Source organism: Embleya sp. NPDC059237, from assembly GCF_042754105.1.
Taxonomy (GTDB): Bacteria; Actinomycetota; Actinomycetes; order Streptomycetales; family Streptomycetaceae; genus Embleya.
This window is the reverse complement of record NZ_JBHZAE010000002.1, coordinates 475,360-494,521: the sequence shown is the minus strand read 5'-3', so window position 1 is coordinate 494,521 and position 19,162 is coordinate 475,360. Positions and strand designations below refer to the sequence as shown.

Annotated in this window: 12 protein-coding genes; 6 read left to right on the top strand and 6 right to left on the bottom strand. The window is 73.4% G+C overall.

Annotated features, from left to right (window positions below; translation table 11 throughout):
- Positions 1 to 265 precede the first annotated feature (265 nt).
- On the top strand, positions 266 to 1,105 hold the full coding sequence (locus ACFXKZ_RS08990) for a GntR family transcriptional regulator (protein WP_379998043.1): 840 nt from the start codon (positions 266 to 268) through the stop codon (positions 1,103 to 1,105).
- On the opposite strand, the gene ACFXKZ_RS08985 is transcribed toward ACFXKZ_RS08990, so the two are convergent.
- Positions 1,080 to 1,811 carry a GntR family transcriptional regulator gene (locus ACFXKZ_RS08985; RefSeq protein WP_379998041.1) on the bottom strand — a complete coding sequence of 244 codons (732 nt, stop codon included), beginning with the start codon at positions 1,809 to 1,811 and terminating at the stop codon, positions 1,080 to 1,082. The two genes, ACFXKZ_RS08990 and ACFXKZ_RS08985, sit on opposite strands and share 26 nt — an antisense overlap.
- 134 nt (positions 1,812 to 1,945) lie before the next feature.
- Entirely contained in the window at positions 1,946 to 3,478 is a 1,533-nt protein-coding gene (locus ACFXKZ_RS08980; protein WP_379998038.1) for an ArnT family glycosyltransferase, read from the bottom strand.
- A 1,170-nt stretch (positions 3,479 to 4,648) separates the two neighbouring features.
- Here ACFXKZ_RS08980 and ACFXKZ_RS08975 point away from each other — a divergent pair.
- The 3 genes from ACFXKZ_RS08975 to ACFXKZ_RS08965 all read left to right on the top strand — a co-directional run bounded on the left by ACFXKZ_RS08975 (position 4,649) and on the right by ACFXKZ_RS08965 (position 6,254).
- Positions 4,649 to 5,188, top strand: a complete 540-nt coding sequence (locus ACFXKZ_RS08975) for a TetR/AcrR family transcriptional regulator (protein WP_379998036.1) — start codon at positions 4,649 to 4,651, stop codon at positions 5,186 to 5,188.
- Positions 5,185 to 5,673 (top strand): DUF5360 family protein, encoded by a 489-nt coding sequence (locus tag ACFXKZ_RS08970; RefSeq protein WP_379998034.1) that lies wholly within the window; start codon positions 5,185 to 5,187, stop codon positions 5,671 to 5,673. Before ACFXKZ_RS08975 ends, ACFXKZ_RS08970 begins: the two co-directional genes overlap by 4 nt.
- A 98-nt stretch (positions 5,674 to 5,771) precedes the next feature.
- Complete coding sequence (locus ACFXKZ_RS08965; protein ID WP_379998032.1) at positions 5,772 to 6,254, top strand: peroxiredoxin; 483 nt, start codon at positions 5,772 to 5,774, stop codon at positions 6,252 to 6,254.
- Positions 6,255 to 6,275: 21 nt separating this feature from the next.
- Here the strand turns inward: ACFXKZ_RS08965 and ACFXKZ_RS08960 are convergent, their stop codons facing one another.
- Entirely contained in the window at positions 6,276 to 7,211 is a 936-nt protein-coding gene (locus ACFXKZ_RS08960; RefSeq protein WP_379998030.1) for a S1 family peptidase, read from the bottom strand.
- Positions 7,212 to 7,468: 257 nt separating this feature from the next.
- Between ACFXKZ_RS08960 and ACFXKZ_RS08955 the strand changes: the two genes are divergently transcribed.
- Together ACFXKZ_RS08955 and fes are read left to right on the top strand one after the other, a co-directional pair.
- A complete protein-coding gene (locus tag ACFXKZ_RS08955) occupies positions 7,469 to 8,491 on the top strand; it encodes an ABC transporter substrate-binding protein (protein ID WP_379998027.1) in 1,023 nt (340 codons plus the stop codon).
- Between the two features lie 131 nt (positions 8,492 to 8,622).
- The gene (gene fes, locus ACFXKZ_RS08950) at positions 8,623 to 9,840 is read left to right on the top strand and encodes an enterochelin esterase (protein ID WP_379998025.1); all 1,218 of its coding nucleotides are present in this window, start codon (positions 8,623 to 8,625) and stop codon (positions 9,838 to 9,840) included.
- On the opposite strand, the gene ACFXKZ_RS08945 is transcribed toward fes, so the two are convergent.
- The 3 genes from ACFXKZ_RS08945 to ACFXKZ_RS08935 form a co-directional block, all read right to left on the bottom strand.
- On the bottom strand, positions 9,826 to 11,304 hold the full coding sequence (locus ACFXKZ_RS08945) for a DHA2 family efflux MFS transporter permease subunit (protein WP_379998680.1): 1,479 nt from the start codon (positions 11,302 to 11,304) through the stop codon (positions 9,826 to 9,828). The genes fes and ACFXKZ_RS08945 overlap by 15 nt on opposite strands.
- A gap of 62 nt (positions 11,305 to 11,366) precedes the next feature.
- Positions 11,367 to 11,582 carry an MbtH family protein gene (locus tag ACFXKZ_RS08940; protein WP_379998023.1) on the bottom strand — a complete coding sequence of 72 codons (216 nt, stop codon included), beginning with the start codon at positions 11,580 to 11,582 and terminating at the stop codon, positions 11,367 to 11,369.
- Complete coding sequence (locus tag ACFXKZ_RS08935) at positions 11,569 to 19,011, bottom strand: amino acid adenylation domain-containing protein (protein ID WP_379998021.1); 7,443 nt, start codon at positions 19,009 to 19,011, stop codon at positions 11,569 to 11,571. Before ACFXKZ_RS08935 ends, ACFXKZ_RS08940 begins: the two co-directional genes overlap by 14 nt.
- Positions 19,012 to 19,162: the final 151 nt, after the last annotated feature.

The following is a 19,162-nucleotide window of genomic DNA, read 5'->3' as shown; positions in this document are numbered from 1 at the left end:
GGAGCCGCCCCCGGGGAGGGCGAAGGCCCCACCTGCCGGGCACCACGACGGGCCATGTCCGGGGGCGACGCGCCCCCGCGTCCATGTCGCCGATCCTGCTGCCTGAGATATTAGGCGCACCGGTCCGGGAAGGTGCCGGCCGCCTCGGGATCGCGAGCCGGCGGCGCCCGGCCGCGCCGATCCGGGCAGCGATCGGGCTTTGCCGGTCTTCGCCGATTCGTGTGTGCGGAGCCGACCGGGGCCGGGATCCGGAGAGAATCCGGGCATGACATCGAGCTCGCCGGCGCGCCCGAAGAGCCGGACCGCCGTTGCCCGCGAGGTGATCCGGCGGCGCATCCTGCGCCTGGAGATGCCGCCCGGGACGGTCTTCAGCGAGGGCGACCTGGCCGCCGCCCTGGACCTGGGCAAGACGCCGGTGCGCGAGGCGCTGAACCTGCTCACCCACGAGAGCCTGGTGGCGGTCGCGCCGCACTCGGGCTATCTGGTCATGCCGGTCACCCTGCGCGACGTCCGGGAACTGCTCGAACTGCGGGTGACGGTCGAGACGTTGCCGGCCCGCCTGGTGGCCGCGCGGGGCGAGGGCACGGCCGGCCTGGACGCGGCGGCGCTCGCGTGGTGGCAGGCGACCAGCGGGGAGCGGACGGACGCGGTGCCGACGCCGGTCCAGGGCCTTGCCTACGCCGCCGCGCTGGCCGAACGGGCCGGCAACGCGCGGGCGGCCGGGGTCGAGGGGTACGTACTGCGCCACCAACTGCGGCACCTGTACCTGGCCACCGCGCTCGGCGACCCGCACTGGCCCGTGCCCGACCGCTCCGCGCTGCCGGTCGCACTGGCCGCGGGCGACCCGGACGGCGCGGCGGCCGTGGTCGAGGACGGGATCCGGGCCCTGGGCGCGGCGCTGTTCGCGACGCTGGTGCCGGTGGTGGCCGCGTACCTGAACCGGCCCGCGGACGGTGGGCCCGGGGGCCTGCCGCCCGACGCGGTGCTCGACCTGAACCTGGGCACGCTGCTCCGCGACGGCGACGGCGACGGCGACGGCGACGGTGCCAACGCCGTCGCCGTGCGGCCGGGCCGGGTGATCACCGCCGAGGCGACGGCCCGGTGATGTTCACGTCGAGCAGCGCGTCATTGGCCAGCAACGTGTCGAGCACCCGCTCCCGACAGCCGGTCAGCCGGGTGTGCGCGGCCCGCCCGGCCGCCTCCGCGTCGCCGTCCGCAAGCGCGTCCAGGAGCGGACCGTCGTCCCCCGCGATCACCCGCAGGTGCGGCCCGTCGGCGGTGACGCACAACCGCAGCAGCCGGTGGTGGGCGTACAGCGTGCCGGCCAGCGCGCGCCGCAGATGCCGGTTGCCCGCCAGGTCGGCGATCACCAGGTGCAGCCGGGTGTACCGCTCCAGCCAGGCATCCGGCCCGGCCACCGGGGTCGGCGTACGCACCCAGGCGCCCTCGCGCGCCGGCGCCGAGCCGACCTCCGCCGCGCGCCGGGCCACCGCCGCCGAGGCGTCCCGGGCGAGCACCCGATGCAGGTCGAACAACTCGCGCGCGGAGCGCAGCGTGACCCGGGTGACCCGGTAGCCGCTGCGCGGGATCACGTCGACGAACCCGTCCTCGGCCAGCAGCGCCAGCGCCTCGTGCACGGGTGTCTTGCTCATGCCCAGCTCCTCGGCCACCGCCTTCTCGGTGAACCGCGAGCCCGGGGCCAGCTCCAGGTACAACACCCGGCGTCGGATCTCCCGGTACGCCGATCCCGTCAGCGACCCCGGTCGCCCCTCGCCACCGGTGCGGTACCCGGGCGGACTCGCCTGCGCCATGACACTCCTCGGGACTCGGTACGACTCGGTACGACTCGGTCGGGTGCGATGTGGTGCGAGGTGGTGCGGTGGGACGCGCTGTGGTGCGATTCGGTGCCGTGCGGGCTCGCTGCTCGCTGCTCGCGGCTCGGTGCTCAGTAGAAGTGCCGCAGGTCCGGCCAGATGCGGGACCAGGGCTTCGTGGTGCCGGCGCACAGCTCGACCACCGCGTGCTGCTCCTCGTTGTCGACCCCCTTGCCGTTGTCCACCCGGGTGACCAGCCGGCAGTCGACGAAGTCGCGGTATCGCGCGGTGACTTCCCCCTCGCGGACGACCACGACGGGCCCGTCGGCGCGGTCCGGCGGCGGGCCCCAGTCGGCGAAGGACATGTGGCCCGAGTACGGCTTCGGCAAGCCCCGGGCCGGCCCGTATCGGTCCAGCGCGCCGGCCTCGCCGTAGTTGCCCGCGAACAACACCGCCCGGCCGCGCTGGTCCGGCGGGATCCGCCCCCAGGCCACCGCCGCCGCGTCGGCCAACTCCGGCCAGCCGATCTGCTCGCCCTGCTCGGGGTTGATCCCGATCACCGCGTTCACCCGTCCGGCCGGCAGCAGCGGCAGCGAGATGACCGCGCTGGTGACGGTGGCGACCAGGAGCATCGAACCCACCGGCACCCGTCGCCCGGGCCGGCTCGCGGCCCACTGCACGGTCGGCTCGCACCCCGCCGCGACCAGCACCAGGAGCAGTGGCAGCGCGTAGTACGACTTGCCGCCGGAGGCGATCACCAGCACACACAAAACCGCGTAGCCCGGCACTATCGAGCGCGCCCAGTCGATCTGCGGCGCGCGCAGCAGCCGGCGCGCGCCGGCCACCCAGATCGGCACGAACAGGGGTGACAGGTAGGCGATTTGCAGCGGGACGAACATGATCCGGTTCTTGATGCCGTCGTCCGTGCTGATCCCGCCGGCCACGGTGAACTGCGGCCAGTCGTGGGTGGCCTGCCACCACAGGCCCGGCGCGCTCAATCCGATCGCGATCGCCACGCCGCCGACCAGCCACCGGCTGCGCAACACCTCGCGGGGGCCGACCGCGAACAGGCCCACGAGCAGGGCCACCACGAGATAGCCGACCAGGTACTTGTTCAGCATCGCGAAGCCGACGGCGGCACCCACCGCGAGCCACCAGCGCCCGTCGCCGGTGCGCAGCAGCCGCAGAACGAACCACGCGATCAGCAGCCAGGCGACGATGTCCAGGGTCGCGGTGGACCACAGGTGACCGATGCCGAGCACGATCCCGGAGGTGGCCGCGCAGGCCGCCGCGAGCAGTTGGCCCGCCCGTCCGCTGCCGAACTCCCGGGCGATCAGGGCGACCAGGAGCACCGTCCCGGCGCACGCGAGGGCGGCGAATATGCGGAGGTCCTGCGGGTCGTCCCCGAACAGTTCGCCGGACGCCCGGGCGAGCAGCGGGGTCAGTGGAGGCTGGTCCACGTAGCCCCAGGCGAGATGTCGACCGGCCACGACGAAGTACAGCTCGTCGCGGTGGAATCCGTAGCGCGCGGACACCGCCGCCTGCAGCGCGAATACCGCGACCATGATCAGCACGATCGGTCGCTTGGCGAGCGGTGGCAGGGCGGGCGGGGCCGGGGCAGGCAGCAACGGTTCGGTCGACGTGCCTTTCTCCACACGGCTCATTAGGTCATGGTGCCGGATCGACGAGCGGTACGGCAGAGACTCGCGCGCAGGTCCGGACAACAAGTCGGATCGGTCGAACGGACGGCCTAACGACGCCGGAACGGACGGCTCGACGCCGTCGGGGCGGAATCGGGGATGACCGTTTTCCGACGCGATGATCGGATCCCGGCGCACACTGTCCTTCGGGGGTGGCCTGCCATGGACATGCGGGGTTCGGGGCGCTCGGTCGCGGGCCGGTATCGGCTGCGCGAGCGGCTGGGTGCCGGGGGGAGGGGCGTGGTCCGGCGCGCCGCCGTGCTCGGCGAGCCGCCTCCGGAGTCGCGCCGGGCGGGGCCGCTGACCGGGGTGATCCTGGGGCTGCCGGCCAAGGAGCCGGAGCGGCGAGCGGACGCGGAGGAGGTCCGGTGGGCCCTCGACGCGGATGTGACGGACAGCGGGACACGGCAGGTGGGGCCGGAGTCGGCGGGGCCGTCGGCGCTCGCGGAGCCGGCGCGGCCGGTGGAGGCGGAGCGGGCAGACGGGGAGGCGAGCACGGTTCGCGCGCCGATGGGATCGCCCGCCGTCGAGGGCGGTGGGGACGGGAGCACGGTTCCTGTGCCGGTTGGATCGCCCACCGTGGCGTTGCCGGCTGATCGGGTGGCTTCGGGCGATGTCGTCGACTCGGCCGATCCGTTGCCCCGACGTCGCCGGTGGCGCCGGGTGGGGGCCGGTCCTCGGGGCGGTCGGCGGGATTCTCGTGGTGATCGTGGTGGTGAGCCTGCTGCCCAACGGTCGCGGTGGTGGGGGCGGTGGCGGGGGTGACGAGGGTACGAGCGGTCCGGCGGCGGTCGAGTCCGAATCGGCTTCCCCGGACCCGACGGACACCTCGTCCCGGGGCGATGCGGTGCCTCCGTCCTCGGACAGCGGTGCGGCCGAGACCGCGCCCGCGTCGACGGGGGTCACGGCGACCGACTACACGCCGCGGGGGTTCGGGCCGGTCGTACCCGCCGTGCCGGCCGTATCGATCGACTCCCGACAGCCGGCGGCAGGCCCATCGCACCTAGGCAACTCCCGTGTTGCGAGCGGCGGATCGTGGTCGCGCTCGGGGCGGCGGCTGCTACGGTGGCTCCCGACCGTCCGGACGGTCCGGAGGGTTCGAGCGGGTTTTCACACGGGGACGGGGGCGTGCCGATGCGTGATCGGCTGTTGGACGCGGTGGAACGCATATTGGTTCGGGACGGCGTGGAGTCGGTGCGGCTGGACGCGGTCGCCCGGGAGGCCGGGGTCAGCAAGGGCGGGTTGCTGCACCACTTCCCGAGCAAGCAGGACCTGGTGCGCGGGGTGGTCGAGCGGCTGGCCGATCGGTTCGAGGCCGCGCTGCCCGAACCCGGCGCGCCGCCCGGGGCGTTCACGCTGGCCTGGTTGCGGGCGAGCATCCCGGCCGAGTCGCCGACCGGCGATCGCAGCGGCGCCGACCAGGTCCCGCTCGCGCTGCTCGCCGCGGCGGGCGGACCGGACGTACTGGCCGCGCTGCGCGCCCGCTACGCCCACTGGCAACTTCGGCTCGCCGACGACGGCCTGGAGCCGGCCGTGGCCGATCTGGTTCGGATGGCCGTGGACGGCTGGTGGGCCGCTCGGCTGTTGGATCTGGGCGTGCCGCACGACGACGCGCACACCCGACTGCGGGCGCTGCTGGTCGAGTTGATCCGGACCCGAGGCGGCGCGGAGTGAGCGCGGGGGTGGGCGCGTGTGTACGCGAACTGCTCCCGGGCGGCGCGAGCCGTGCCGTCTCCCGGGTGCGGACCGTCGACGTGATGTGCTTCACCCGCGTCTCGATGGCCGTTGCCGACGTGGGCTTCCTGCTCTACTGGACGGTCACCCTCCTCGCGCTGCTCCCGGCCGAATACGCGTACAAGGACTACGCCGATCCGGTGATGAGCGACTGGAACTACTCGTTCATGCCACTCGACGTCGCCGCCGCGGTGACCGGGCTCGCCGCGCTGCGCCCGGGGCGGCGGATCGCACCGGACCGGGTACATGCGCTGCTGCCGATCTCGCTGGTGCTGACCGCCGTCGCCGGCCTCCAGGCGGTGGCGTTTTGGACCCTGCGCGGCGACTTCGCGATCGAGTGGTGGTTGCCCAACCTGTTCCTGCTGCTGTTCCCGCTGCCCGCGCTCGCCCGGCTCGTGCGGCGTACGACGATCGCCCGGCCCTGACCGGGGCGGGTAACGTCACCACCCGGAACGCTTCGCGTTCCGCGCCCGAGGGCGGCTTTCCGGCCCGGACGCCCGACCCCTGCGAGGAAGCTCCCCACGTGTCCAAGACCCCCGACATCGGCGCCCCGGCACCGGACTTCACCCTCGACGCGGTGCGTCTGACCGAGGGCGAGGCGATCCGCGAACCGCTCACCCTGTCGGCGCAGCGCGGTCGTCCGGTGGTGCTCGCCTTCTACCCCGGCGACGACACCGCGGTGTGTACGAAGCAACTGTGCTCGTACTCCTCGGGTTTCGAACAGTTCACCGACCTCGACGCGGTGGTCTGGGGGATCAGCCCGCAGGGACTCGACAGCCACGAGCGCTTCGCCCGCAAACACGGCCTGCGGATGCCGCTGCTCGCCGACACCGAGCATCGGGCGGTCGAGTCCTACGGCATCGGCATGGGCGGCAAGGCGCTGCGCCGGGCGGTGTTCATCGTGGACGCCCAGGGTGTGCTGCGCTGGAAGCACGTGGCGCTGGTCGGCCTCACCTACCGGGGAGTCGACACGCTGACGGCCCAACTGAGGTTGCTCGACGCCTGAGTCGGGCCGTGGTGCTCGGCTTCAGAAGTCCAGCGGTTGTACGAAGGTCGGCGCCCCCTCGGTCGGCCCGCCGCTGATCAGGGCGACTCCCGTGGAGCCGGTGTGGACCGGGCCGCCGGAGTCGCCGGCGGCGCCGGACTGGGTGCTGCGGGCCAGGCCGGTGACCGGGCCCTCGGGATAGTTGACGGTGACGTCGAGGGCGTCGATGGTGCCGCAGCGGGTGCCGCTGGACGCGCCGGTGCCGCAGACCCGGTCGTCGAGGCGGGGGCGGCCGAAGGCGGTGATCGTGGCGGTGGCGTCGTCGTCGAGGATGTCGGGGGCCAGGGAGACGCCGTCCGCGCCGGGGACGACCGCCCAGTCGGCGCCCGGGAAGCGGGAGTCGTCGACGGTGCCGATGAGGGTGCCGCTGCCGTCGTACCAGGTGGACGCGTCGTGGGCGCAATGGCCCGCCGTCGTGGTGGTGTTCGGGCGGTAGCCGTTGAAGCCTGCGGTGCAGATGTAGACCGTGCCGGTGAGGCCGCTGTACAGGGTGCTGCCGCCGTGGAAGCCGGCCGCCTGCCGCGGCGTCGCCTCGCCCGCCGGTGCCCGGGCCACGCGCGGGCGCATCGGGGTGTCCACCTCGGTGATCTCGACCAGTGCGGGGACCAGGCGGGCGGCGGCCAGGAAAGCGGCGGTGAGCGGGTCGGCGGCGCCGCGCAGGATGGCCACGGTCAGCGTGCAGCGGCGGTGGTCGACGTACCAGTACTGGCCGGCGCCCGCCCGGCCGTCGAGCGCCAGCGCGTCGAGGCGGCCGTGCAGCGCGCGCAGTCGGTCGAGCCGGTCGGTCAGGCAACCGGCGCCGGCCGGGTCGGCGCCGGCCGGGGTGGTGAGCGAGGTGAGCACGAGGACGACCGCCGCGGCCATCGCCCCCGTCGACCGCGTCATGGTGCTCCGCGTGGTCCGCGTGGTCCGCTTCATGCGGAAGACCGTACGGATCACGCCCGGTTCGGGCGGGCGAAACCGCGCCGAGGTCACCCGATCGGGCGCCCCATGCCCGCATCCGAGCGTGGGCATGGGGCGATTCCGCATTCCGGTGGCGCGTCGACCCGCGCGGGCGGATGTGTTCGCCGGCCCGGACCACCTTGCGCCGAATGCGCAAGGTAAGGCTAACCTAAGTGACGTCCTGGGGGGCTGCCGTTTTCACCCCCCGTACTTTCTCGCGCCCGGAGCCCCACATGACCACTTCTCTTCGCCCGCTCGCGACCGCCCGGCGGCGCGCGGTTCGGTTGCTCGCCGTGGCGGGGGCGGCCGGTCTGCTGCTCACCGGATGCGGATCCGACTCCGACTCCAAGTCCGATTCGAAGTCCGCCGCGAGCCAGGGCGGCAGCGGGGGCGGCGACGCGGCCGGCGGCACCCGGACGGTCAAGGACGCCACCGGTACCACCGTCCAGGTGCCGGCCAACCCCAAGCGCGTCGTGGTGCTCACCCAGGAGGACCTGGACGCGGTGCTCGCGCTCGGCGTCAAGCCGGTCGGCATCACCAACGGCCAGGGCCTGGACAAGCCGCCCGCCTACCTGGCCGACAAGGTCAAGGGCATAGAGGTGATCGGCAACCTGCTCCAGCCGGTGATGGACAAGGTGATCGCGGCCAAGCCCGACCTGATTTTGGCCGGCGACATGCAGGACACGCAGATGCTCGGCCAGTTGCGCAAGATCACCCCGGCGACGCTGGTGACCATGGCGCCCACCGACGACTGGAAGTTGTCCTTCCGCGGCGTCGGCAACGCGGTCAACAAGCTGGAGCAGGCGAACAAGGTGATCACCGACTACGAGGCCAAGGCCAAGAAGACCGGCGAGGACCTGACCGCGAACAAGGGCGCCGCGGTGAGCATCGTGCGCTGGAACCCGAACGGCCCGAGCTGGATGGAGAAGCGCCAGTTCGCCAGTGGCGTTGCGCTGGACATGGGCCTGACCCGGCCGAAGGCGCAGGACAAGGACGGCAACGCGCACACGCCCGCGCTGAGCCTGGAGAAGATCTCCGAGATCGACGGCGACTGGCTCTTCCTCGGCACGCTCACGGCGGACGGCGCGAGTGCGCTCAAGGAGGTACAGAGCAAGCCGGCCTACAAGGAGTTGAACGCCGTGCAGAAGAACCACGTGGTCACGGTGGACGGTTCGGTGTGGTCCACGCGCGGCGGGCCGCTGGCGGCCGACGTGGTGCTCGGCGACATCGCGAAGGCGCTGACGGCGACTTCCTGAGCACGGGCCGGGTGAACCGGGCTCGGTGATTCCGGGCCCGGAGCCCCGGGCTTGAGGAGCCCGGCCCGACCGGCTTGGGGCCGACTGTTGGTGATTCGACTGTTCTCGACCTGCGGAAGGCGACCGGCACCATGGACACTCCGATCCTGCACGCGCTGAGCCGGGCGGTCGACGCCGGACGCGCCGACGCCTGCGCCGAGTTCTGGGCCCGGGTCGAGGCGGTCGGCGCCCCGCTGGTCGAGCCGGATCCGGACGATCCCGGGCAGCGGTTGGTCACGTTCGTGTGGCGGGACGACCCGGCCGGGCCCACCGGCGACGTGCTGGCGCTGCTGCACACCTTCACCGATCGGGACCGGCACGCGGGCGATCTGACGCCGCATCTGCTGCGTCGGGTGCCGGGGACGGACGTACGGGCGATCACCCACCGGCTGCCGGCCGGGTTGCGCGCGTCGTACCAGTTCTTCGTCGGAACCGGCTCGCGGGCCGAGACGCTGCGTACGGATCGGGCGGCCTGGCTGGGCGTGTTGGACGCCGCGGTGCCCGATCCGTACAACCACGCACCCACCCTGGCCGCCCGGGACGGCCGCAACCCGTCCTCGATCCTGGCGCTGCCGGACGCCCCCGCGCAGCCGTGGGCGCGGCGTCGGCCGGGGATCCCGCGCGGGCCGCGCGAGGACACCACGGTCGACGGCCGGCGGGTGAGTGTGCTGCTGCCGCCCGCGATGGGGCAACAGCCCTGCCGGGTCGTGGTGTTGCTGGACGGGGAGGTGTGGGGGTCGGTGCTCGCGATCGGCGACACCCTCGACAACCTGCACGCCGACGGCCGCATCCCGCCGACCGTCGCGCTGCTCGTGGACACGATGGGCCGGGAGCGGCGGATGGCCGATCTCACCTGTAGCGAACCGTTCGTGGACTGGCTCGCCGACGTGTTGTTGCCGTGGGCGGGCGAACGGTACGGCGTGAGCGCGGATCCGGCGCACACCGTACTGGCCGGGCAGAGCGCGGGCGGGCTGACCGCCGCGTTCGGGGCGTTCCATCGGCCGGACCGCTTCGGCAACGCACTGTCCCAGTCCGGGTCGTTCTGGTGGCCCGACCCGGACGAGACCAACGACGGGCCGGAGTGGTTGACCCGGCGGTTCGCCGCGACCGAGCGGCGGCCGATCCGGTTCCACGTCGAGGTGGGCCTGCTCGAATGGATGCTCGTGGCCGAGAACCGGCGACTGCGCGACGTGCTGCGCGAGCGCGGATATCTGCTCACCTACGTCGAGTTCGACGGCGGCCACGACTACGCCTGCTGGCGCGGCGGGCTCGCCGTCGGACTCGTCGGACTGCTGTCAGCCGGAGGCTGACGCGCCGGTGGGTGCGGCCGGCTCGCCCCGGGCTGCGGCTTCGCCCCCGGCTTTCCCCCCACCCTCGAGCGGGTCTTCGCCCGGCTCCGCGTCGTTCGGCTCGTCGTCGTCGAACGGCGGCGGTTCCGGCGCCTCGCGCGGCAACCGCAGGGCGAACAGCGCGCCGAGGGCGACCAGTCCCGCCGTGACCCAGATCGCGGCCCGATACGGCCCCGGCGCACTCGCGTCGTGTCCGTCGACGCCGCCGGCCTCGATCACCGCCGCGCCGGCCGCGATGCCCAGCGAGCCGCCGAGCGTGCGCACGATGGTGAACAGGGCCATCGCATGGCCCATGTCCGGCGGTTCGATCCCGCCGAACCCGGCGATCTGTACGGTCAGCACCGCCGTGCCCAGCACCAGCCCGACGCAGAACATCAACACCCGTACCGCCCAGGCGTGATCGGCCACCCCCGGCAGCGCGAGCGCGCCGAACACCAGGGCGGCCAGGACCAGCGCGGGAGTGGTCAGCCGGCGTGGGCCCAATCGGGGCAGCAGGCGATCCACCACCTGCGAGGCGAACATCAGCCCGACCGCCTCCGGGAACACCCCGAGCCCGGCGTCCAGTGCCGAGGCGCCCAGCGCCGCCTGATAGAGCAGCGGGAAGACGAACAGCACGCCCATCAGCCCCGCCGAGGTCACCAGCGCGAGTGCGGTGGCCGCGCCGAACGCCCGGTCGGACACCAGGCGAAGGCGCAACAGCGGCTCGGTGGCGCGCAGTTGGTGGGCGATCGCGACCACCAGCAGGATCAGGCCGAGCAGGCCGGAGACGGCGATGGCGGGCGTGGTCCAGCCCTGCGACGGACCGAAGCCGAGCGCGTAGGTGAGCAGGCCGAGGGTGGGCGTGGTGAGCCAGAACCCGGTGCGGTCGAACGGGGCGACCACACCCGCCCGATGCTCGCGCAGCCCGTACAGGCCGAGCAGCACCGCGGCCGTGCCGATCGGCACATTGACCAGGAACAGCCAGTGCCAGGACAGGTGTTCGGTGAGGAACCCGCCCAGCGGCGGGCCGAGGGCCGGCATCAGCGCGGTCGGCACGATCAGCCACTTGGCCAGCCGCATGCGCTCGTGCGGCGCGAACGCCGTGAACAGGATGGTCATCCCGACCGGCGTGAGCAGCCCGCCCGCCAGGCCCTGGACCACCCGGGCCAGGACCAGCGAGACCAGGTTCTGCGACAACCCGCACGCGGCCGAGGCGGCGGTGAACACCGCGAGCGAGCCGAGGAAGACCCGCTTGGTGCCGTGACGATCGCTCAGCCGCCCGGCCACCGGCAGCGCGGCCACCAGCGCGACCAGGAAGGCGATCTCGACCGTATTGGCCGCCACCGCCGGGCGATCGAAGTCCTCCGCGATGGTGAGCAGCGCCGGGTTGACGATGGTCGAGTCCAGGCCGTTCATGCACATCGCGGCGGTGTAGACGAGCACCACGATCCAGGCGGAACCCTGCGACGTGGCGGTCCGGGTCGCGCCCTGTTCGGTGTGTTCCGGGTTCACCGCGCGACCGGGCCGAGGTCGGTCCAGTGCGCGGTGATCCACTCCAGCGCGGCCGGGCGCGGGCACGGCCCGTGCGCGATCGCCCAACCGTCCGGCACGGCGGCGAAGTCCGGCCACAGGGAGTGCTGACCGACGTCGTTCACCAGCACCAGGAACTCGCCGTCCTCGTCGTCGAACGGGTTCGTCGGGGTCTCGCGATCACGGCTGCTCATCGGTCTTGCTCTCCAATGCGGTCAGGCGGTCGGCGACCACGCGGGCGATGTGCGCGATCGGGCCGGGCAGGGTCATGTCCTTGTGCGAGCAGGCCACGTCGGTGTTGTCGATCCGACCGCTCACGTACGGGGTCCAGGTGTCGGGGGTCAACGTGTCGTCGATGGTGTCGACGGTGGCCCGGAAGAAGAGCACGTCGCCCCAAAAGACCCGGTGGTCGTAGGCGCGGACGAGGTGATTGGTGTTCAGGTAGATGTCGCCCAGCGCCTCGATCGTGGCCGGTTCCAGACCGGCCAGCGGGCTGCCCTCGCGGCGCAACACCTCGATCACCGGGCCGAGTTCGAGCGGTGCGCCGGCCAGGCTCTCCGGTCCGTAGCCGCCCATCGTGAGCAGCGCCTCCAGCGCCTCCGCCCGGTCCGGGACGGGCAGTTCGCGAAAACCCTCGGCCGGATAGGCGTCCAGGATCGCGAGCAGCTCGACCGGCAGGCCCAGCTCCTGGAGCCGGGTGGCCATCGCGTGTGCGATGATCCCGCCGGTGGACCAGCCGAGGAGTCGGTACGGGCCGCGCAGGTCCACCTCGCGCAGGCGGTCCACGTAGTGCGCGGCCAACTCCTCCAGCGTGGCAGGCAACGGCGCGTCGGCGGTCGCCGCACCGACGCCCTGCGCCTGGAGGCCGTGGATCGGCACGTCGGCCGGCAGATGCCGGATCAGGCCCGCGTAGCACCACGACAGTCCGCCCGCCGGGTGTACGCAGAACAGCGGCGTTCGATCGCCGGGAGCGGCCGGGCGCAGCGGCAGCAGTACGTCCAGCGCGTCGGTGCGGTCGGTGGCCTCCAGGGCGGCGTCCAGGCCCGCGGCGGTGGGTGCCTGGAAGACGGTGCCGATGCCGATGTCGACGCCGAGAACAGCCTTGATCCGACCGGCCAGGCGCACAGCGAGCAGCGAATGGCCGCCCAGGTCGAAGAAGTTGTCGTCGATGCCGACGCGGGGCACGCCCAGGACCTCGGCGAGCAGCGTGCAGAGCAGTTCCTCACGCGGCCCTCGCGGCGCCCGTCCGATGGTGGTCGGGGTGTACTCCGGGCGGGGCAGCGCCTTGCGGTCGAGTTTGCCGTTCGCGGTCAGCGGCAGGCGGTCGAGTACGACCACGGCCGACGGGACCATGTGCACGGGCAGCGTCGCGGCGGCGTGCTCGCGCAGCGCGGGTCCGTCGGCGGCCGGCTTGGCGGTGGGTTCGGCGTCGGGTTCGAGCGCCGGTTCGGGGCTGGGTTCAGGGGTGGGTTCAGCGGTGGGTTCGGCGACCACGTAGCCGACCAGGCGTTTGTCCCCCGGCGTGTCCTCGCGCAGGATCACCGCCGCGTCGGCGACGGTCGGGTGCGCGGCCAACACCGCCTCGATCTCGCCGAGTTCGACCCGGAAGCCGCGAATCTTCACCTGCTGGTCGGCGCGCCCGAGGTAGTCGAGCGTGCCGTCGGCGCGGCGTCGGGCCAGGTCGCCGGAGCGGTACATCCGGGTGCCGCGCTCGCCGAACCGGGCCGCGTGCGGGTCGGCGACGAAGCGCTCGGCGGTGAGCGCGTGCCGACCCAGATAGCCCCGGGCCAGGCCCTCGCCCGCGACGTACATCTCGCCGGTCACCCCGGGCGGCACGGGCTGGAGGTACCGGTCCAGGACGTAGACGCGCAGGTCGGGGATGTTCACCCCGATCGTGCTCGCCGTGCCGGCGGCGGCCGAGGCGCGGTCCAGCGGATGGTAGGACACGTGCACGGTGGTCTCGGTGATCCCGTACATGTTCACCAGGCGCGGCGCGTTGTCGGCGTGCCGTTCGTACCAGTCGGCGAGCCGGGCCGGTTCCAGTGCCTCGCCGCCGAATACCACGTAGCGCAGCGCCAGTTCGCGGCCGGGCCGCTCCCGGTCGGCGGCCACCGCCTGATGGAACGCGGACGGCGTCTGGTTGAGCACGGTGACCCGCTCGCGGGCGAGCAGGTCCAGGAAGGCGGCCGGGTCCCGGCTGATCGTGTGCGGCACCACCACCAATCGGCCGCCGAACAGCAGCGCGCCCCACAACTCCCAGACGGAGAAGTCGAACGCGTAGGAGTGGAACAGGGTCCACACGTCGTCCGCGCCGAAGCCGAACCAGTGGTCGGTCGCGGTGAACAGGCGGGCCACGTTGTGGTGGGTGACCGGTACACCCTTGGGTCGGCCGGTGGATCCGGAGGTGTAGATGACGTAGGCCGGGTCCGACGGGCGCAGCGGGCGTTTGCGCTGGGCCTGGGTCAGGTCGAAGCCCGGGTGGGCGTCGGCCTCGTGGCCGTCCACGTGGATTCGGGGCAACTCGTGCGCGGGCAGGCGGGGTGCGGTCGCGGTGTCGGTGAGCAGCGCGGCGGGGTGGGCGTCGTCGAGCATGTAGGCCAGCCGGTCGGCCGGGTAGTCGGGGTCCAGCGGTAGGTAGGCGGCGCCCGCCTTGGCCACCGCGAGCAGCGCGACGACCAGGTCGAGCGAGCGGGGCAGGGCGAGCGCGACGATGTCGCCGGGGCCGATGTCGCGCGCCACCAGGAGCCGGGCGAGGCGGTTGGCCCGGGAGGAGAGTTCGGCGTAACTCAGCGACAGGCCCTCGCAGTCGACCGCGGTCCGCGTGAAGTGCTCCGCGGCGACGCGCTCGTAGCGGGCGACCAGGGTGGTGGAGGAGGTGGCGGTCGCGGTGGGGCCGACGTTCCATTCGACCAGCGCGCGGTGCCGTTCGGCGTCGTCGAGCAGCGGCAGTCGGTCGATCGGGGTGTCGGGTGCGGCGACGGCGGCGCCCAGCAGCGCGGCGAGTCGGCGGGACAGGCCCAGCGCGGTGCTCCGGTCGAACAGATCGGTGCGGAACTCCAGGAAACCGCCCAGGCCCAGGCCGGGTTGCTCGCCCACGTTCAAGGTCAGGTCGAACTTCGCGGTGCCGGTGGGCGTGGCCACCATACGCGCGCGCAGCGGGCCGAGCGCGAACTCGGCGTCGGGTCGGGACTGCCACGCGATCATCACCTGGAACAGCGGGTGCCGAGCCAACGATCGGGCCGGATTGAGTTCGTCGACGACCCGGTCGAAGGGCAGGTCGGCGTGGTCGTAGGCGGCCAGCGTGGTGGTGCGGACCCGGTCGAGCAGGGTGCGGAAGTCGGGGGAGCCGGAGGTGTCGGTGCGCAGCACCAGGGTGTTGACGAAGAACCCGACCAGGTCCGCGGTGGCGTCGTCGTCGCGGCCCGCCACCGGGGCGCCGAGCGGGATGTCGGTACCGCAGCCGTGCCGGGTGAGCAGCGCGGCGAACGCGGCCTGGACGGCCATGAACACACTGGTCCCGCTCGCCCGGGCCAATTCGACCAGGCCGGTGTGCGTGGTGGCGTCGAGCCGGAACGGCACGGTGTCGCCCGCCGTCGAGGCGACCCGGGGGCGGGGTCGGTCGGTGGGCAGCGCCAGTTCGTCGGGTAGCCCGGCCAACGTCGCGCGCCAGAAGTCGAGTTGCCGCCGAGCGAGGGGGGTCGGGTCGCCGGGGTCACCGAGCAGCCGGGCCTGCCACGCGACGTGGTCCGAAAAGCACACCGGCAGCGGCGCGAGATCAGGCGCGCGACCGGCCACGCGCGCGGTGTACGCGGCGGCCAGGTCGCGGGCGAGCGGGGTGGTGGAGGCGCCGTCGCCGGCTATGTGGTGCAGCAGCAGAACCAGGGTGTGGGTGGTGCGGTCGGCGGTGAACAGTGTGGCGCGCAACGGTGTTTCGACGGCGAGGTCGAAGGGGTGGCGCACGGCGGAGGCGAGTTCGGCGGCGGAGGCCGCGATGTGCAGGGTGGGGCGGGCCTGATCAGGGCTCAGGATGTGCTGGTACGGCGTGTCCTCGACGGCCGGGTGTACGGTGCGCAGCGTCTCGTGCCGCTCGACCAGGTCGGCCAGCGCGAGGTCGAGCGCGGCGCGGTCCAGCGGTCCGGTCAGGGTCAGCACCAGCGGGATGTTGTAGGTGGGGCTGGGCCCTTCGAGCCGGTACATGAACCACAACCGCTGCTGCGCCGGGGACAGCGGCAGCCGGTCGGTGTCGCGCGGGACGGGGGCGAGCGCGGGACGCGGCTCGGGACGGGCGCCGGCGCGGGCCAGTTCGGCCAGGCCCGCCGGGGTCGGCCGGCGGAAGACGTCGGCGAGGCCGATCGGGGACCGGAAACTCTCCCGGGCCCGGGCGGCCAACCGCGCGGCGAGCAGCGAGTGGCCGCCCAGTTCGAAGAAGTCCGCGTTGCGGTCGGGTTGTTCGGGCAGCGCCAGGACCGCCGCGAACAGATCGCACAGGATCTCCTCGTGCAGTCCACGCGGGCCCTCACGCAGGCCCGGCACGGTCGGCGCGGGCTCCGGCAGCGCACGCTGGTCGATCTTGTCGTTGGCGGTGCGCGGCAGCGCGGGCAGCACCTGGATCGCCGCCGGCACCATGTGCTCGGGCAGCGCGTCGGCCAGGTGCGCGCGCAGCGCCTCGGGCGCGGGGGAGCGGCCGGCGACGGGCACCGCGTAGCCGAGCAGGCGTTTGCCGTGCGCGCCCTCGCGGGCGATCACCACGGCCTGGGCGACGTCGCGGTGCGCGGCCAACACCGCCTGGATCTCGCCCGGTTCGATCCGGAAGCCGCGGATCTTCACCTGTTCGTCGGCGCGCCCGAGCAGTTCGAGGGTGCCGTCGGCGCGGCGGCGGGCTAGGTCGCCGGTGCGGTACATCCGGGCGCCGGGATCGCCGTGTGCGGCACCGAACGGGTCGGCGACGAAGCGCTCCGCGGTCAGGTCGGGCCGGCCCAGGTAGCCGCGGGCCAGGCAGGCGCCCGCGATGTGCAGTTCGCCGGTGACGCCGACCGGGGTCGGCCGCAGCGCGCCGTCCAGGACGTAGGCGCGCGAGCCGCGCACGGGGCGGCCGACGCCGTCCGCGCCCCAGAAGTAGGCGTCGACGGTGGTCTCGGTCGGCCCGTACAGGTTCAGCGGCCGGCTGCCGGGGATGGCCGCAAGGCGGCGCCACAGCGGCTCGGGCACACTTTCGCCGCCCACCACCAGGATCGCCGGGTGGTGCCGATCGGGATCCGACAGGCCGTCGGCCAGCAGGACTTCGGCGTAGGTGGGGGTGACGTCCAAGTAGTCGAGGCGGTGTTCGCGCACGTAGGCGATCAGCGCGCCGGGGTCGCGGTAGGTCGCGTCGTCGAGCAGGTGCAGTTCGTGGCCGTGCACCATCCACAGGACCGGGTCCCACGACGCGTCGAACGCGAACGACGCGCTGTGGCCGATCCGCAACCGCTCCCGACCGGTGCGCTCGACGGCCGGCGCGATGTGGTCGGTGCCGTGCCCGGCGTACAGGTTGGCGAGCGAGGCGTGGGTGACCGCGACGCCCTTGGGCCGGCCCGTCGAGCCGGAGGTGTGGATCACGTACGCGGTTTGCTCGGGGCGTGGCGGTCGCAGGGCCCGGTCCGGGTGGGCGGCGAGCCGGGCGCGGATGCTCGGGTCGTCGAGGACCAGCGTGCGGATGTGGTGCGCGGGCAGGGCCGCGAGGGTTTCGGTGGTGCCGATCAGGCACGCCGGACGGGTGTCCGCCAACACGTCGGTGATCCGCCGGGCGGGGTGGCCCAGATCGAGGAACTGGCAGACGCCGCCCGCCTTGAGCACCGCGAGCAGCGCGACGGCGGTGTCGGCGCCGCGGTGCAGGGCGACGGCGACCGGGACCTCGGCGGTGACACCGACCGCGATCAACTCGTGCGCGAGCCGGTTGGCGGCCGACTCGAGTTCGGCGAACGTACGCGCGTCGGCGCCGGCGCGGACCGCGATCGTGTCGGGTGTGCGCGCGGCCCGGCGGGAGTACAGCTCGGGGAGCGTGGCGTCGACCGGCGGTTCGGCGCGGCCCTCGGTCGCCGCGTGCACCTCGGCGGGGGTGAGCAGATCGATCCGGCCGATCGGCAGCGCCGGCGCCTCGTGGAGCAGCGTGACCAGGCCGTCGAGGTAGCGCAGCAGGCCGCGTTCGTGCTCGGCCAGCGAGGTCGGGTCGTAGCGGTCGCGGTGCGCGTCCAGGTCGAGGCGCAGGCCGCCGGCGGGGGTCGGCACCACGCCCAGGGCCAGGTCGTCGATCGGTCCGGCGGCGAGGTTGTGCACCCGGCCGACCGCGTCGCCGAAGACGAGGTCGCCCTCGAAGGTCTTGATGTTGACCATCGGCCCGTAGAGCGGCTGTTCGCGTCCGGCGGCGCCCAACTCGCGCAGCAGGTCTTCCTGGCGGAAGCGCTGGTGGCGGCGCACCGCGCGCAGTTCGAGTACGACCCGGCGCAGCAACTCGGGTGCGGTGTCGCGGGGTTGAACCGCGATGCGCATCGGCAGGATGTTGACCGTCATCGCGGGCGTGCGTAGGGCGGTGACGCTGCGCCGGTTGAGCAGGGGCAGCCCCAGGGCGATCTCCCGCGCCCCGGTGACGCGGTGCAGGTATCCGGCGGTGGCGGCGAGCAGGAGTTCGGCCCAGGTGGCGCGGACGGTGGTCGCGGCCTCGGTGAGGCGGGTGGTGCGGTCGGCGTCGAGTTCGAGGGTGCGGTGCAGGATCGGCGAGGCGGGGGAGGGCGGTTCCGGGTGCGCGGGGTGCGCGGGCTCTGGTCCCGCTTGCTGCGGTTCCACCCGTTCCGGTTCCGCCCGTTCCGGTTCCGCTTGCCCCGGTTCCGCTTGCTTCGGTTCCGCCCGTGACGGCGGGACCGGCGCCGTGGGTCGGGATTCGGCCAAGGTCACGGATCGGGGTCGGTCCGCGAGATGTTCCAGCCAGAATGCGCGATCGGTGTCGTACGCTTCGCTCGCTCGGTAGTCGGCCTCCTCCGCGACCAGTTCGCGCAGGGTGCCGAAGGGGTTGGGGGTGGTCGGGGCATGGGTGGCGAATCCGGTGTACAGCTCGGCCACGCGCCGGCCGATCAGGGTGAGTGCGTACGCGTCCACGGCGATGTGGTGGACGCGCCGGTACCACCAGTGGCGGTCGTCGGCGAGCCGGAACAGCGCGTGGGTGACCAACGGACCGGTGGTCGGATCGATCGGCCGGGCCAGGTCGGCGCGCAGCCACTTCTCGGCCGCCGCCTCCGGGTCGGCGGCGGTGCGCACGTCGATGCGGTGCAGGGGGTCCTCGCGGCCGTCGGCGGTGGATCGTACGCCCTGGACCGGGGTTCCGTCCGGGCCGATCGACACCAGCAGGTTCAGCGTCTCGGCCTCGGCGCCCACTTGGCGCAGGGCCCGCGCGAACAGGTCGGCGTCCAGTGGGCCGCGGATCTCGATCCGGTCGGCGGTGTTGTACTCGGGGTCGTCCGGGGCCAGGGCCTGCGCGTAGTGGATGCCGGCCTGGGCGGCGAGGAGGGGCAGCCGCACGGATTCGGGGACTTCGGGGCCGTCCTGACTCGGGTCGGCGTCCGTGACCGTGGGCTGGGCCGGGTAGTGACGCATGGTGTGGGGACTCCCGGAATGCGACGAGGGCAGGCGGAGCGTACCGATCCCCGGCACGCCAAGTTAGGTAAGCCTAAGCTATCTTTCGAATGCTCGACGGGGTGCCCCCGGGAGCGGCGGAACTCGATCAGGCGGAGCTCTCGATCAGGCG